Genomic DNA, 14,929 nt, shown 5'->3' on the forward strand with positions numbered 1-14,929 from the left:
CCGGTCCGCACCTTTCTTCAGAGAAGTGACAGGGGCCGAGGCCCCGTGCTTCTTCGAGCCTAGGGGGAGCCACTGACAACGCCGGTCGGATTCCCGGATGCATAACAATCCCCAGCTATCCAGCATGCCCGACGCCGCTCCCGACGATATAGCACGCGCTTTCGAATTACGGAGGATGTTCGCCACCTTCACCCGAAGGAGTGGTCCCGCTAGGGTCGGGCCTCATGACCGATCACGCTCATGACCTGGCCCGTGTACAGGAAGCGACGGAACGGCTGCTCAGCGCGGCCGCCGCACTGGACAACGCGGCACTGGCCGAGCCGTCACGGCTTCCGGGCTGGACGCGCGGACATGTCCTCGCTCACATCGCCCGCAACGCCGACGCCCTCGTGAACGTCCTCGAGGGCCGCCCGATGTACGTGAGCGCCGAGACCCGCGACGCCGACATCGAGCGGGACGCGCCGCGCCCCCTGGAGACCCACCTCACCGACGTGCGCGACAGCGCGGCCCGGTTCGACGCGGCCGGCGCGGCGCAGGGCGACTGGGACCGCGAGGTGGAGCTGCGCAACGGCATCACCGACATCGCGGCCCGGCTGCCCTTCCGGCGCTGGGCCGAGATCGAGCTGCACCACGTGGACCTCGGCGCCGGTCACGAGCTGGAGGACCTCCCGGCCGAGTTCACCGAGCGCGAGACGGAGTTCCTGGCCCGGCGCTTCCTGGGCCACGCGGACGTGCCCGCGACGCGGCTGAGCGACGGCACCCGGACCTGGGACACCGGACAGGAGGCCGATGATCCCGAGATCACCGTCACCGGGACGCCGGCCGACCTGCTGGGCTGGCTCGCCGGGCGCCGCGAGGGGACCGCGCTGGAGGTGAAGGGCGGCGAGCTGCCCGCACTGCCCCCGCTGTGACACGGCGCCGGGCCGCCAACCCCCGCCCCGCTATAGGCTGATCGTCATGACGTACAGCGGCGAGGTCAGGGTCGGCGGTCCGGCGGACGTGCACGAGCTGAAGGACCTGATGATCACGAAGGTCGCGGTCGGCCCGATGAACAACAACGCGTATCTGCTGCGTTGCCGGGCCACCGACGAGCAGCTCCTGATCGACGCGGCCGCCGAGCCGCACACCCTCCTCACCATGATCGGCGAGGACGGCATCGCCTCCGTCGTCACCACCCATCAGCACGGTGACCACTGGCAGGCCCTCGGCGAGGTCGTCGGCGCCACCGGCGCCCGTACGTACGCCGGCCGGGAGGACGCCCCGGGCATCCCGGTCGCCACCGATGTGCCGGTGGACGACGGGGACGTCATCCGGGTCGGACAGGTCGAGCTGACCGCGCGCCATCTCGTCGGGCACACGCCGGGCTCCATCGCGCTGGTCTACGACGACCCGCACGGCCACCCGCACGTCTTCACCGGCGACTGCCTCTTCCCCGGCGGCGTGGGCAACACCCACCAGGACCCCGAGGCGTTCGCCAGCCTGATCCGGGACGTCGAGACGAAGATCTTCGACGCGCTGCCGGACGAGACCTGGGTCTACCCGGGCCACGGCGACGACACCAGCCTCGGGGCCGAGCGCCCGCATCTGCCGGAGTGGCACGCGCGCGGCTGGTGAGCCGGGACGGCGCTCAGGCGTCGGCCCGCGCCGACCCCGCCAGCGTGGCGATCCGCTCCACCGCGAAGACGTACCCCTGCACCCCGCAGCCCGCGATCACCCCGTCGGCGCGCAGCGAGACGTAGGAGTGGTGCCGGAAGGACTCGCGCTGGTGGATGTTGGAGATGTGGACCTCCACCACAGGCAGGCCGTCGCAGGTGTTGAGCGCGTCCAGGATCGCCACCGAGGTGTGCGAGTAGGCGCCGGGGTTGATGACGATCCCGGCGTGGCCGAGCCGTGCCTCGTGGATCCAGTCGATCAGCTGTCCCTCGTGGTTGGACTGCCGGCAGTCCACCGTGCCGCCGTACGCGGCCGCCGTCTCGGCGCACATGGTCTCCACGTCGGCCAGCGTGTCCTTGCCGTAGATCTCGGGCTGTCGCTGGCCGAGGAGGTTCAGGTTGGGCCCGTTGAGGATCATGATCGGGGCGCTGGCCAGGCTGCGGGGCACGGTGGTTTCCTCCGGTGCGTCGGGGCGGCCGGCGGGGCGGCCACGGGTCGCACCCGGTCTATCACGGGCCGCCGGACGACCCGCGGGCCCGGTGGAGCGCTGTCGGCTACGGGTTGAGGGCCAGCTCCAGGTAGGCGGCGAAGATGACCAGGTGGACGCCTCCCTGGAGCGGGGTGGCGCGGCCGGGTACGACCGTGAGCGAGGCGACCACCACGGTGAGCGCGAGCAGCAGCATGTGCGTGGAGCCCAGGCCCAGCACGAGCGGTCCGGTCAGCCAGATCGACGCCAGGGCGACGGCCGGGATGGTCAGTCCGATGCTCGCCATGGCGGAGCCCAGCGCGAGGTTGAGGCTGGTCTGCACCCGGTCGCGGCGGGCTGCGCGCAGCGCGGCGATGGTCTCCGGGAGCAGCACGAGCAGGGCGATGATCACACCGACGACCGCAGGGGGCAGCCCCGCGCTCTCCACCCCGGACTCGATGGTGGGCGAGACGCCCTTGGCGAGTCCGACCACGCCGACCAGGGCGAGGCCGAGCAGACCGAGGCTGATCCAGGCCCGGCGGGCGGTCGGGGGTGCCGCGTGGTCGGCCCCGGTGATGGGGTCGCCCTCCTTGGTGACCGGCAGGAAGTAGTCGCGGTGCCGCACGGTCTGGGTGGTGACGAAGAGTCCGTAGAGGATCAGCGAGGAGAAGGCCGCGAACGTCAGTTGCACGGAGGAGAACTCGGGGCCGGGCTTGCTGGTCGTGAAGGTCGGCAGCACCAGGCTGAGGGTGGCCAGGGTGGCGACCGTCGCCAGGGCGGCTCCGGTGCCCTCGGGGTTGAAGACGGCGGTGCCGTGGCGCAGCGAGCCGACCAGCAGGCAGATGCCGACGATGCCGTTGCAGGTGATCATCACGGCGGCGAACACCGTGTCGCGGGCCAGCGTGGCGCTCTTGTCACCGCCGTCCACCATGAGGGTCACGATCAACGCCACCTCGATGATGGTGACGGCGACGGCGAGCACCAGGGAACCGAAGGGTTCGCCCACCCGGTGGGCGACGACCTCGGCGTGGTGCACGGCGGCCAGTACGGATCCGGCGAGCACGAGGGTGACCAGGGCGACGACCGCGCCGGGCAGGCCGCGGCCCCAGGTGAAGACCAGGAGGACGATTGCGAGCACCGGCACGAGGAGCGTCCACCGCGTGGCGAGCGACCTGAACCGAGTGATCATGCAGTGATGGTGGCAGAGGCGTACAGGGTTCGCATTCCGTTCGTTTCGTCCGGCGCACCGCCGAGGCGGGCGCGGTGGGTCCGCCGGGCGGCACCTTCCCTCGCGGGCCGGTGCCGCTCGGGCGGCGAAAGGGTCAGGCGTCGATGCTGTCCTTGTAGGCGTCGCCGCCTCCGGCCGCCTCGGCGGCGGCCTGCTTCCTGGAGGCGATGAGGCTGGTGATCGTGGTGATGACCAGCACGCCGCAGATCACGGCCAGGGAGACCGGGATGCTGATCTCCGGGACATGCACCCCCAGCTCGTGCAGAGCGTGCAGCACCAGCTTGACGCCGATGAAGCCGAGGATGACCGACAGGCCGTAGGACAGGTGGACCAGCTTCTTCAGCAGGCCACCGATGAGGAAGTAGAGCTGGCGCAGACCCATCAGGGCGAAGGCGTTCGCGGTGAAGACGATGTACGGGTCCTGCGTCAGGCCGAAGATCGCGGGGATGGAGTCCAGCGCGAACAGCACGTCGGTGGTGCCGATGGCGAGCATCACGACCAGCATCGGGGTCATGACCCGCTTGCCGTTCTCCTCGATCCACAGCTTGGTGCCGTGGTACCGGTCGGCGACACCGAACCTGCGCTCGGCGGCCTTCAGCAGCTTGTTCTCCTCGTACTCCTCGTCCTCGTGATCGGCGCGGGCCTCCTGGATGAGCTTCCAGGCGGTCCAGATCAGGAAGGCGCCGAAGATGAAGAACACCCAGGAGAAGCTGGCGATGATCGCCGCGCCGGCAGCGATGAAGACGGCCCGCAGGACCAGGGCTATGAGCACACCGAAGAGCAGGACCCGCTGCTGGTACTGCGCGGGCACCGCGAACTTCGACATGATCAGGACGAAGACGAAGAGGTTGTCGACACTCAGCGACTTCTCGGTGATGAAGCCGGCGAAGAACTCCCCGGCGGGCTGGGCGCCGCCGAAGTAGAACAGTCCGAGGCCGAAGAGTCCGGCCAGGGCGATCCAGACGGCTGTCCAGATGCCCGCTTCCTTGATGGACACCTCATGCGGCTTGCGGCCGATGAAGAAGTCCACCGCGATCAGGGCTGCCAGCCCCACGATGGTCAAGACCCACAGGGTCATCGAGACGTCCACTGCACCTCCGGCATCACGTCACGGCAAACATCAGCGTTGTCGCTGCCGGAGGTCTCTTCCACCCGGGGAACGGGCCGGCGTCCCGGGATCCATGGGGATCCGTACTGACGGGTGCGCCGCATCAGGGAGTACTCCCCTCCGCACGAACACGGTAGCGCAATCACCAAGGAAGAGTAAAGAGAAAGGCAAAGTAAAGACCAAGTGAGCAGCTCAGAGGTTCTTTACTTTCCCTTGATCCGAGCGTCGGAGACCGCGCCGAGCACCTGCTGGAGCACCTCGCCGCCGTGCGGCGGGAGAGACGGTTCGAAGGTCCAGGCGTGTCCGACCCAGGGATCGGCGAAATGGTCGTCAGGTGACGGCGTGAGTCGCGTCAGCGAACGCCACAGCGGGTCGAGCAACGGCCCGTACTCCCCCGCGTCCGCACGGTCCGCGACCAGCATCAGATGGACCCCGGCCGCCGGACCCTCGTCGGCGAGGAAGCGGAGCCGGGTCAGGGCGCGGTCGTCGAAGCCCTGCGGGAAGTCGTTGACGATCAGCAGCCGCCGGGCGGTGTCGAGGCCGTCCGGCAGCGCCTCGGTGGCGCCGCCGCCGATCGCCATCCGTACGAGGTCGACCCGCCGGGTGAGCGACTCCAGCGCCTGCGCGACGCCCGCCGTGCCCCTCGCGGGCGGCCCGGTCAGCGCGCCCGAACGGGTGAGGGCACCGAGCGGCCCGGCTCCGGTCCCGGCCGGGTCGACGACCTCCACCGAGAACTCGCCCACCGGGTGGACGGCGAGCAGCCGCGCGGCGAGGGCCACGGCGACGTCCAGGGCCAGTCGGCGCCGCTCGGCGGAGTCGATGAAGTCGGCCCGTGTGGCGCCGCTGTCGACCCACAGGCCCCGCTCCAGCGGCAGCCTGACCAGCATCGGGATACGCAGGGACGCGCTCTCGGGGAGGTGGAGGTCGCCCAGCCGTACCGCCTGGGGCGGCTCGGCCGGCAGCCGGTGGCCCTGCCAGACCGGGCTGTCCCAGCGGGCGTACGCGGGCGGCAGCGCGGGTTCGACGACCTCCGCCTCGGCGGTGAGCTGGGCGAGGTCGCGGTCGTGAACCGCCCGCGCCCGGCCCATCAGCTCGTCGCGCCTGGCCTGGGCCCCTCGCCGTGCCGCGTCCCCGGCGCCGCCGGTCCGGGCACGTGGGTCGGCCAGGGCCTCGTCGATCTCGCGGTCCAGGCGGGCGGCGGCGAAGCCGGCCGCGCTCCGGAGGGCCGCCGTGGAGCGGGCCAGGTCCTCGAACATGCCCCAGACCTGGTTGTACAGCCGCTCCTCCATGGACCAGCCCACCGCGTCGCCCGCGACGGGCCGCGGCTGCCGGGAAGCCGGGCGGCCGGGGTGGGCGTAGTCGACCGGTCCGCTCCGGGACGGGCGGGCCTTTGAGGGGGCGGCGGCCTGTGCCGCCCCGAGGCGCCCCTCTTCGTGCATCGCCTCGGCCACCTCGCGGGCCTCGGGCAACCCCAGGTCCGCCAGGAGTGCGGTGAGGCCCTCCGCGTACCCCTGGCCGACGGCGCGCACCTTCCAGCCGCCCTGCCTGCGGTACAGCTCCAGCGCGACGACGGCCGACTCGGAGTCCAGCCCGGCGAGGGTGAAGCGGACGATCTCCGTGCCGTCGGCATCGGTGACGGTCGCTCGCGGGGCGCCGGTCGCGCCGAACCGGCTTTCCGCACCTGGCCGTTCGGGCAGGGCCAGCAGCACGGTGACGCGGTGCACGGCCTCGGGCAGCTCGCCCAGGTCGGCGGAGAGGCGGTGCTCGGCGGCCGCCGTGCGGGGCACCTCGATGCCGGGGAGGGCGGGGGCGCCGGGACGGGCGATCCGCTGGCCGTCGTGCACGCGGCCGCCCTCGTCACCGAGAGCGGCCGACACGAGCACGGGGACCTCGGCCGAGATCAGGATCTCCAGCCGGGTCCGGGGCAGCGGGTGGTTCTGCCCCCGCACCAGTTCGGCCACCGTCGCCGTCCCCCTGTGTCGTGTGGTGCCGCGCGCCGGGCGGGTCCTACAGGTGCGGCAGGATCGCCGGCATCAGGTCCTGGAAGGTGCGCCCGTTGGCCGGCTCGCCCAGCGCGGTCATCGTCCAGCCGGCGCCCTGACGGTGCACCTTGGCCATGATCTGCGCGGTGTACTCGCCGCCGCCCGCCAGCGTGTAGCGCGCGAGTTCCTGGCCGTTGGTCTCGTCCACCAGGCGGCAGAACGCGTTCTGCACCTCCTGGAAGGTCTGCCCGGTGAAGGAGTTCACCGTGAAGACGATCTGGTCGACGTGCGGCGGGACCCGCTGAAGGTCCACCAGCACGGCCTCGTCGTCGCCGCCCTGCCCGACACCGCCGACGAGGTTGTCACCGGTGTGCCGCACGGAGCCGTCGTCGCTCACCAGATGACGGAAGAAGACCACGTCGACCGGCTGCTTCTCCGCGAAGAGGACCGCCGAGGCGTCCAGGTCGATCTCGCGGGTGCGCGAGCCGAACAGCCCGCGCCGCTTCGCCGCCTGCCAGCCGAGACCCATACGGACCGCGGTCAGGGTGGCACCGTCCTTCTTCTCCAGGCTGATGGCCTGGCCCTTGGTCATGTTGACGGTCACGGCTGAATCCCCTCTCGGTGTTCCCCTGTTGCCGCGCGTCGCGCGGTTGCCCAGAACCCTACGCAGCGTCGCCGACCGTGCCGAACCCCGGCCCGCGCTTTGTGTCGGTGTTGCAACACTGGGCGCGTACGCCGAGGTCCGTGGGGGTCGGGAGGGTCAGGCGAGGCCGGCCTCCCGCATCTGGCGCAGTTCCTTCTTCATCTCGGACACCTCGTCGCGCAGCCGGGCGGCGATCTCGAACTGGAGCTCCGCGGCGGCCGCGCGCATCCGGTCCGTCATCTCCTCGATCTGTCCGGCGAGTTCGGCGGCCGGCTGGTCGGTGGGCTGCGTCTTGTCCTTGGCCTTCGTCTTGGCCGCCTTCGCCTTGGCGTCCGCCGTCGCCTTGCCGCCGAGGCTGGGCACCGGCGTCTTGGGCGCCTTGCCGTCCTTGTGCTGGCGGTAGCCGGTGCCGAGGAGCTGCTCGGTGTCGACGTCCTCGCGGGCGATCTGCGCGACGATGTCGTTGATCTTCTTGCGCAGCGGCTGCGGGTCGATGCCGTGGGCCGTGTTGTAGGCGACCTGCTTCTCACGGCGCCGGTTGGTCTCGTCGATGGCCTTCTCCATCGCCGGGGTGATCTTGTCGGCGTACATGTGGACCTGGCCGGAGACGTTGCGCGCCGCGCGGCCGATGGTCTGGATCAGCGAGGTGCCGGAGCGCAGGAAGCCCTCCTTGTCGGCGTCCAGGATGGCCACCAGGGACACCTCGGGCAGGTCGAGGCCCTCGCGCAGCAGGTTGATGCCGACCAGGACGTCGTACTCACCGGCGCGCAGCTCGCGCAGCAGCTCCACCCGGCGCAGGGTGTCGACGTCGCTGTGCAGATAGCGGACCTGGATGCCGAGTTCGACGAAGTAGTCGGTGAGGTCCTCGGCCATCTTCTTGGTGAGCGTGGTGACCAGGACACGCTCGTCCTTGTCGGTGCGCTCGCGGATCTCGTGCACCAGGTCGTCGATCTGGCCCTCGGTGGGCTTGACCACGACCTCGGGGTCGACCAGGCCGGTCGGGCGGATGATCTGCTCCACCACGCCGTCGCCCCGCGACAGCTCATAGGCGCCCGGGGTCGCCGACAGGTAGACCGTCTGCCCGATGCGCCCCTGGAACTCCTCCCACTTCAGCGGGCGGTTGTCCAGCGCGGACGGCAGCCGGAAGCCGTGGTCGACCAGGGTGCGCTTGCGGGAGGCGTCGCCCTCGTACATGGCGCCGATCTGCGGGACGGTGACGTGCGACTCGTCGATGACCAGCAGGAAGTCGTCCGGGAAGTAGTCCAGCAGGGTGTTCGGCGGGGAGCCGGGGAGGCGGCCGTCGAAGTGCATCGAGTAGTTCTCCACGCCGGAGCAGGTGCCGATCTGGCGGAGCATCTCGATGTCGTAGGTGGTGCGCATCCGCAGGCGCTGGGCCTCCAGGAGCTTGCCCTGCTTCTCCAGCTCGGCCAGACGCTCCCCCAGCTCCTTCTCGATGCCGTTGACGGCGCGCTCCATGCGCTCCGGTCCGGCGACGTAGTGGGAGGCGGGGAAGACGTAGAGCTGCTGGTCCTCGCTGATGATCTCGCCGGTGATCGGATGCAGCGTGGAGAGCGCCTCGATCTCGTCGCCGAACATCTCGATGCGGACGGCCAGCTCCTCGTAGACCGGGAAGATCTCGATGGTGTCGCCGCGCACGCGGAAGGTGCCGCGCGAGAAGGCGGTGTCGTTGCGCGTGTACTGGATGTCGACGAAGCGGCGCAGCAGGTCGTCGCGGTCGATCTCCTCGCCGACCTTCAGCGGGACCATGCGGTCCACGTACTCCTGCGGGGTGCCCAGGCCGTAGATGCACGAGACGGAGGCGACCACGACCACGTCACGGCGGGTGAGCAGGGAGTTCGTCGCCGAGTGGCGCAGGCGCTCGACCTCCTCGTTGATCGAGGAGTCCTTCTCGATGTAGGTGTCCGACTGCGGGACGTACGCCTCGGGCTGGTAGTAGTCGTAGTACGAGACGAAGTACTCGACCGCGTTGTTGGGGAGCAGCTCGCGGAACTCGTTGGCCAGCTGGGCGGCCAGGGTCTTGTTCGGCGCCATGACCAGGGTGGGGCGCTGGAGCTTCTCGATCATCCACGCGGTGGTGGCGGACTTGCCGGTGCCGGTCGCGCCGAGCAGTACGACGTCCTTCTCGCCGCCCCGCACGCGCTTGGCCAGGTCGGCGATGGCCGCCGGCTGGTCGCCGCTGGGCTGGTAGGGGCTGACGACCTCGAAGGGCGCCACCGTGCGTTCGATCTTTGAAACGGGCCGCATGGCATCAACCGTACGACCCCCCACTGACAACGGGTCGGGAGTCAGTGGCGCTGCGGGGTGCGGGAGCCGTGGGCGTCGGCGTGGACCGGCTCCCGGAGCGGCCGCCGCGGAGGACGAACGCGCTGGTGGGAGGGTACGTCGGCGGCCGGGACGCCCGGCTTGGACTCCTCGGGGACGCGGAGCGGCGCGCCCTTGACCATCAGGGGGTCGAACATCACGACGACGGCCGCGAGGAGCAGGAGGGCGAGCGGTCCGATGAGGATCGGCGCGAGCACGGCGGCGGGCGAGCCGCTGGTCGCGGTGCCGGGGGTGCCGTGCAGGTGGACGGTGAGGCCGGCCATGCCGGTGTAGTGCATGCCGCTGACGGCGAGGCCCATGACGAGGCTGGCGCCGATGCTGCCCCGCCATCCCCTGACGTGTCCGGCGGCCCAGAGGGCGACGGTGGCGGCCACGACGGCGATGACGACGGACGCGACGACACCGGTGATGTCGTAGGTGAACCGTCCGTCGAAGCGCATGCCGGCCATGCCGAGGTAGTGCATCGAGGCGACGCCCAGGCCGGTGATCGTGCCGCCGGTGACGAGCGAGGTGCCGGTGGCGCCCCGGTAGCCGATGATGAAGATCCCGACGCCCACCATGACGACGGCCAGGCCGAGGCTGGCGAAGGTCATCGGTTTGTCGAACCGGATCGGTGTCTCGTCGATGGAGAAGCCCATCATGGCGATGAAGTGCATGGTCCAGATGCCGGAGCCGATCGCGGTCGAGCCCAGGGCCAGCCACGCGGGCCGCCAGGAGTGGGTGACCAGCAGGGACCGGGTGGTGCAGCGCAGGCCGAGAGCACCGCCCAGGCAGGCCATCACATAGCCCAGGAGGGGGGTGACCACCCCGTAGCTGAATCCATCGATCGTGCCTCGCATGCGCGGCTGTTCCTCGCCTTCTCGCGTCCCTCTACCGACGCGATGTTCCCCCTGCCCCGCATCGCTGTGGCGGCCGGGGCTGTCGGAGAGAGTATGGCTGCCACCGGAATGGTCGAATGATTTTCCGGCAAAGAAACACGGCCTTACCTCACTTGTGCGCCACCGGTGTGCGGAGTTGGCCCCCGGCGTTCATCGTGTGGCCGTTCTGCGCTCCTGTGCCGTTGACGCTCTGCTGTCACTCTGGAGCTGTTGGTATTCGCCGGACGTGAGGAGTACGCATGCACGCGCACGCAGTCGCCGTTGCGGCCACCGCGGCCCTGGGGGCGACGGTCCTGCTGAGTCCCGGCTCCGACGGCCGGCCGGCCAAGGCGGCGCAGCCCACGGTGGTCGCCCACCGCGGGGCCTCCGCGTACGCGCCCGAGAACACGCTGTCCTCCATCGACAAGGCGGCGAAGCTGGGCTTCTCCTGGGTGGAGAACGACGTGCAGCGCACCAAGGACGGCAAGCTGGTCGTCATCCACGACGACAGCCTGGCGCGCACCACGAACGTCGAGGACGTCTTCCCGGGCCGGGCGCCCTGGAAGGTCAAGGACTTCACGGCGGCGGAGATCGCCCGGCTGGACGCGGGGAGCTGGTTCTCCCCGGCCTACGCGGGCGCGCGCGTGCCGACGCTGGAGCGCTACGTGCGCCGGGTCGAGCACAACCACGAGAAGCTGCTGCTGGAGGTCAAGAACCCCGAGCTGTATCCGGGCATCGAGGCGCAGATCCTGAAGACCCTGAGCAACGAGGGCTGGCTGGACCACGCGCACCGGAACCGGCTGATCGTGCAGAGCTTCAGCGCGGACAGCATCCGTACCGTGCACCAGCTCAAGCCCGCGCTGACCACCGGCTACCTGGGCCGCCCGAAGGTCACCGAGCTGAGCGGGTACGCCCGGTTCGCCGACCTGGTCAACCCGGCGTACGCGGACATCTCCGCGAGCTACGTCTCGACCGCGCACGCCCTGAAGGGGCCGCACGGCAAGCCCCTCCGGGTCTTCACCTGGACGGTGAACGACGCGGCCACGGCGCGCAAGGTCCGGGGCTACGGCGTCGACGGCATCATCACCAACAAGCCGGACGTGGTGCGCACGGCCCTCAGCGCCGACTGATCCCGGCACCGGGGCCCGTTGTCGGTGGCGGGTCGTAACGTGGTCGGCATGGACAGCCAGGGGCAGGACGGACAGCGGGTCGTGTGGGCGGTCGTGGACAGCCGCATCGGTCCGCTGATGCTGGCCGCGAGCGGCCAGGGACTGGTCAACGTGGTCTTTCACGCCACCGGCCCGGTGTGCGAGCGCGCGCTGAGCCGGCTGGCGGCGCGGTACGGCACCGAGCCGGTCGAGGAGCCGGGCGCGCCCCTGCTGGCCGAGGCGATACGGCAGGTCGAGGCGTATCTGGCGGGCGAGCGCCGGGCCTTCGACCTGCCGCTGGACTGGTCGCTGATCTCCGGCTTCAACCGGGCGGTGCTGCGCGAGCTGGCCGACGGCGTGCCGTACGGCACGGTGGTCGGCTACGGCGATCTGGCCCGGCGGGTCGGTCAGCCGGGCGGGGCGCAGGCGGTGGGCACGGCGATGGGGGCCAACCCGCTGCCGGTCGTGGTGCCGTGTCACCGGGTGGTGGAGAGCGACGGCGGGATCGGGGGGTTCGGGGGCGGTCTGGAGACGAAGCGGCAGTTGCTCGCGCTGGAGGGTGTGCTGCCCGAGCCGCTGTTCTGACGGTGCCTCCGGCCGATTCCGGGGCCCGGCGTTTGGCCGGGGGCCGCGCCCGCCAGGAATGAGGGGAGGCGACTGACGGGAGGCGGGCGCGTGGTGCTGGTGTTGTCGGAGGAGGTCCGGGAGGCGACAGGCGCCGGACGGCCGGTGGTGGCCCTGGAGTCCACGATCATCGCGCACGGGCTGCCGCGCCCGCGCAATCTCCAGGTGGCGCTGGAGCTGGAGGACGTGGTCCGGCGCGAGGGGGCCGTTCCGGCCACGATCGCCGTGCTCGACGGGCAGCCGCATGTCGGTCTGGACAAGGGCCAGTTGGAGCGGGTCGCCAACGAGGACGGCATCCGCAAGCTGGGCCACCGGGACCTGCCGCTCGCCGTGGCGTCCGGGGCGAGCGGGGCCACCACCGTGTCGGCGACGGCACAGTTGGCGGCGCTGGCCGGCCTCCGGGTGTTCGCCACCGGCGGCCTGGGCGGGGTGCACCGGGAGTGGACGGCGACCCAGGACGAGTCGGCCGACCTGGGGCTGCTGGCCCGGACCCGGATCACCGTGGTGTGCGCGGGCGTGAAGTCGATCCTTGACGTGCCGGCCACCTTGCAGCGGCTGGAGACGCTGGGCGTGGCCGTCGCCGGTTACCGCACCGAGCGGTTCCCCGGTTTCTATCTGTCCGACTCGGGCCATCCGGTGGACTGGACGCTGCGGGACCCGGAGCAGGTCGCGGAGGTCATGCGCGCTCAGGACGCCCTCGGCGAACCGGAGTCGGCGCTGATCGTGGCCAACCCGGTCCCGCCGGAGCAACAGCTCGACCCCGGGCTGCACGCTCGCGTGCTGGACGAGGCGCTGCGGGCCTGCGAGGCGGAGGGGATCACCGGCCAGGCCGTCACCCCGTTCCTGCTGGCTCACCTCGTCCGGCACACGGACGGGGCGTCGCTGCGCGCCAACCTGGCCGCGGTGCGCGGCAATGTGGAGCTGGCGGCGCGGATCGCAACGGCGTGGGCGATGAGGTGACCGGCGGCCCGGCGGGAGGGCTGCTGGTCGTCGGGGACGTGATCACCGACGTGGTGGCCCGGCACCGGGGTCCGCTCGCCGCGCGCACCGACACGGCCGCGGTGATCCGGACCCTGCCGGGCGGCGCGGGCGCCAACGTGGCGTGCTGGGCCGCCGACGCGGGCTGCGCGGACGTGACGCTGCTGGCGCGGGTGGGCGCGGACGCCGCGCGATGGCACGAGCGGGAGCTGCTGGCGGCCGGGGTGCGGCCACGGCTGGTGGTGGACCCGGTGGCACCGACCGGCACGGTGATCTGCCTGGTCGACGGCGAGGCGGCGGCCGAGCGCACGTTCCTCACCTCCAGCGGGGCTTCGCTGCGGCTCAAACCGGCCGACTGGTCGGAGCGGTTGCTCGACGGGGTGGCCCGGCTGCATCTGTCGGGGTACCTGCTGTTCGCCGAGTCCAGCCGGGCGCTGGCCGGGACCGCGCTGGCGGCGGCGCGGGCGCGCGGGGTGCCGGTCAGTCTGGACCCGGCTTCGGCGGGGTTCCTCGCGCGGTTCGGGACGGACCGGTTCCTTCGGTTCGCCAAGCAGCTCGATGTGCTGCTGCCCAGCCGCGACGAGGTGTGCCTGCTCACGGGCGTGTCCGACTGGGCCGACGCGGCGGCGGAGCTGAGCGGGCTCGGGCCGGTGGTGGTGGCCAAGTCAGGGGCGGAGGGAGCGCTGGTGGCGCGGTCGGGGGAGGTGAGCGCCCGGGTCCCGGCGGTGCCGGCACGGCCGGCGGACAGTACGGGTGCCGGGGACGCGTTCACCGGCGCGTTCCTCGCGGCTCTGGTGGCGGGCGCCCCCGCCGAGGCCGCCGCGGAGTGGGGGTGCCGGGCCGGGGCGCGGGCGGTGGAGCACGTGGGCGGACGGCCGCCGCGCCCGGACGACGACGGCCGGGCGCCGCCCGCCCCCTGAGCCCGGCGGCAGCTCAGACCTTGCGCCCCCACGCCGAGATCATCGGCGCGGTGGCCAGATCCATGCCGCCTGCCGCGACGTTGGCGAGGTGGCGGTCGACCTCCTCGTCGGTGGCGAACCCCGCTTCGAGCAGGCGGCCCCGGATCTGACGGACCGTGGCCAGTTCGAGCGCGGTGCACGCCGGTGAGGTGAGCGGGAAGTACGCGTCGGCCTCGACCTGCCGCAGCCCCGCCTCGCGGAGCAGCCGTGGCAGCCGGCGCCCGTAGGAGAGGTCGGCGCCGCGCTCGGCGAGGAGCCGGCGGAAGCCCTGGCGGAGCCGGTTGGCGAGCCGCTCCTCCGGGCCGTGCTCGTCGGGGCAGGTCAGCGGTTGCAGAGCCGGGTCCGCGTCCTCGATCAGCAGCCGGCCGCCGGGCCGCAGGGCGTCGATCATGGACCGCAACGCCCGCTCCCGGTGCGGGACATGGACGAGCACCAGCCGTGCGTGCACCAGGTCGAAGCCCCGGCCGGGCGGCTCCTCGCCGCCCACGTCGTGGGTGCGGACCTGCACCGGCGGCCGGGCCACGGTGTCCAGGCGCGAGGTGTCGATGTCGGTGGCGAGGACGGTGCCGGTGGGACCGACCTTCCGGGCGAGCCAGGAGACGACGGAGGTGCCCCCGGCACCGACTTCCCAGCAGCGCCAGCCGGGACCGATGCCGAGGCGTTCGAGGTGGCGGAAGGTGGTGGGGTCGAAGAGGGAGGCGAAGGCGTCGAAGCGCTCGCCGGCCTCGGTCTGCCGGTTGTCCAGGAGGTATCCGTCCGATGGCGTCATGTCCGTATCGTCCCAGCCGGTCGCCGGGCCGGGGGCGGCCGACCCTCCGTCCACAGGCGGGAACCAAGCGGAATCTGCTGTTCCCACAGGCTTTCCCGGCCTTCTCGACGGACTGGCAGACTGATCGCGCAGGGCACGAAAGCAGGGCACGAAAGGTGTCGGGTGCGGAGA

The 14,929-nt window shown here is 71.6% G+C and carries 14 protein-coding genes; 6 read left to right on the forward strand and 8 right to left on the reverse strand.

The window, feature by feature from the left end; all coding sequences use genetic code 11:
• Positions 1-224: 224 nt before the first annotated feature.
• Complete coding sequence (locus tag D0Z67_RS06595) at positions 225-911, forward strand: maleylpyruvate isomerase family mycothiol-dependent enzyme (RefSeq protein ID WP_031182829.1); 687 nt, start codon at positions 225-227, stop codon at positions 909-911.
• Between the two features lie 46 nt (positions 912-957).
• On the forward strand, positions 958-1,614 hold the full coding sequence (locus D0Z67_RS06600; protein WP_031182830.1) for an MBL fold metallo-hydrolase: 657 nt from the start codon (positions 958-960) through the stop codon (positions 1,612-1,614).
• A 13-nt stretch (positions 1,615-1,627) separates the two neighbouring features.
• Here the strand turns inward: D0Z67_RS06600 and aroQ are convergent, their stop codons facing one another.
• The 7 genes from aroQ to D0Z67_RS06635 all read right to left on the reverse strand — a co-directional run bounded on the left by aroQ (position 1,628) and on the right by D0Z67_RS06635 (position 10,262).
• Positions 1,628-2,101: a type II 3-dehydroquinate dehydratase gene (aroQ, locus tag D0Z67_RS06605; RefSeq protein WP_031182831.1), complete on the reverse strand. Its 474-nt coding sequence runs from the start codon at positions 2,099-2,101 to the stop codon at positions 1,628-1,630.
• A 106-nt stretch (positions 2,102-2,207) separates the two neighbouring features.
• Positions 2,208-3,308, reverse strand: a complete 1,101-nt coding sequence (locus tag D0Z67_RS06610) for a calcium:cation antiporter (RefSeq protein ID WP_031182832.1) — start codon at positions 3,306-3,308, stop codon at positions 2,208-2,210.
• Positions 3,309-3,441: 133 nt separating this feature from the next.
• The gene (locus tag D0Z67_RS06615) at positions 3,442-4,425 is read right to left on the reverse strand and encodes a TerC family protein (protein WP_037775694.1); all 984 of its coding nucleotides are present in this window, start codon (positions 4,423-4,425) and stop codon (positions 3,442-3,444) included.
• A gap of 233 nt (positions 4,426-4,658) precedes the next feature.
• Positions 4,659-6,416 carry a TerD family protein gene (locus D0Z67_RS06620; protein ID WP_031182834.1) on the reverse strand — a complete coding sequence of 586 codons (1,758 nt, stop codon included), beginning with the start codon at positions 6,414-6,416 and terminating at the stop codon, positions 4,659-4,661.
• Between the two features lie 46 nt (positions 6,417-6,462).
• Complete coding sequence (locus D0Z67_RS06625; protein ID WP_030809798.1) at positions 6,463-7,041, reverse strand: TerD family protein; 579 nt, start codon at positions 7,039-7,041, stop codon at positions 6,463-6,465.
• A gap of 156 nt (positions 7,042-7,197) precedes the next feature.
• The gene (gene uvrB / locus D0Z67_RS06630; protein ID WP_031182835.1) at positions 7,198-9,345 is read right to left on the reverse strand and encodes an excinuclease ABC subunit UvrB; all 2,148 of its coding nucleotides are present in this window, start codon (positions 9,343-9,345) and stop codon (positions 7,198-7,200) included.
• A gap of 41 nt (positions 9,346-9,386) precedes the next feature.
• Positions 9,387-10,262 carry an MHYT domain-containing protein gene (locus D0Z67_RS06635; RefSeq protein WP_031182836.1) on the reverse strand — a complete coding sequence of 292 codons (876 nt, stop codon included), beginning with the start codon at positions 10,260-10,262 and terminating at the stop codon, positions 9,387-9,389.
• A 278-nt stretch (positions 10,263-10,540) separates the two neighbouring features.
• Here D0Z67_RS06635 and D0Z67_RS06640 point away from each other — a divergent pair, with 278 nt between their 5' ends.
• From D0Z67_RS06640 to D0Z67_RS06655, 4 genes are all read left to right on the forward strand, one after another.
• A complete protein-coding gene (locus tag D0Z67_RS06640) occupies positions 10,541-11,410 on the forward strand; it encodes a glycerophosphodiester phosphodiesterase (RefSeq protein WP_031182837.1) in 870 nt (289 codons plus the stop codon).
• Positions 11,411-11,458: 48 nt separating this feature from the next.
• Positions 11,459-12,013 (forward strand): methylated-DNA--[protein]-cysteine S-methyltransferase, encoded by a 555-nt coding sequence (locus D0Z67_RS06645; protein ID WP_031182838.1) that lies wholly within the window; start codon positions 11,459-11,461, stop codon positions 12,011-12,013.
• Positions 12,014-12,106: 93 nt separating this feature from the next.
• Positions 12,107-13,012, forward strand: coding sequence for a pseudouridine-5'-phosphate glycosidase (locus D0Z67_RS06650; RefSeq protein ID WP_037775697.1), 906 nt, complete (start codon positions 12,107-12,109; stop codon positions 13,010-13,012).
• Positions 12,997-13,950 carry a carbohydrate kinase family protein gene (locus tag D0Z67_RS06655; protein WP_037775669.1) on the forward strand — a complete coding sequence of 318 codons (954 nt, stop codon included), beginning with the start codon at positions 12,997-12,999 and terminating at the stop codon, positions 13,948-13,950. Before D0Z67_RS06650 ends, D0Z67_RS06655 begins: the two co-directional genes overlap by 16 nt.
• A 13-nt stretch (positions 13,951-13,963) precedes the next feature.
• On the opposite strand, the gene D0Z67_RS06660 is transcribed toward D0Z67_RS06655, so the two are convergent.
• Complete coding sequence (locus D0Z67_RS06660; RefSeq protein ID WP_031182841.1) at positions 13,964-14,758, reverse strand: methyltransferase domain-containing protein; 795 nt, start codon at positions 14,756-14,758, stop codon at positions 13,964-13,966.
• Positions 14,759-14,929 lie beyond the last annotated feature (171 nt).

Origin of the sequence: Streptomyces seoulensis (assembly GCF_004328625.1) — a bacterium.
Lineage (GTDB): Bacteria > Actinomycetota > Actinomycetes > Streptomycetales > Streptomycetaceae > Streptomyces > Streptomyces seoulensis.

Coding starts and splice junctions, on each gene's coding strand:
- D0Z67_RS06635 (WP_031182836.1), bottom strand. CDS start 10,262: ATGCGAGGCACGATCGATGGATTCAGCTACGGGGTGGTCACCCCCCTC.
- D0Z67_RS06600 (WP_031182830.1), top strand. CDS start 958: ATGACGTACAGCGGCGAGGTCAGGGTCGGCGGTCCGGCGGACGTGCAC.
- D0Z67_RS06645 (WP_031182838.1), top strand. CDS start 11,459: ATGGACAGCCAGGGGCAGGACGGACAGCGGGTCGTGTGGGCGGTCGTG.
- D0Z67_RS06610 (WP_031182832.1), bottom strand. CDS start 3,308: ATGATCACTCGGTTCAGGTCGCTCGCCACGCGGTGGACGCTCCTCGTG.
- D0Z67_RS06640 (WP_031182837.1), top strand. CDS start 10,541: ATGCACGCGCACGCAGTCGCCGTTGCGGCCACCGCGGCCCTGGGGGCG.
- D0Z67_RS06660 (WP_031182841.1), bottom strand. CDS start 14,758: ATGACGCCATCGGACGGATACCTCCTGGACAACCGGCAGACCGAGGCC.
- D0Z67_RS06615 (WP_037775694.1), bottom strand. CDS start 4,425: ATGACCCTGTGGGTCTTGACCATCGTGGGGCTGGCAGCCCTGATCGCG.
- uvrB (WP_031182835.1), bottom strand. CDS start 9,345: ATGCGGCCCGTTTCAAAGATCGAACGCACGGTGGCGCCCTTCGAGGTC.
- D0Z67_RS06595 (WP_031182829.1), top strand. CDS start 225: ATGACCGATCACGCTCATGACCTGGCCCGTGTACAGGAAGCGACGGAA.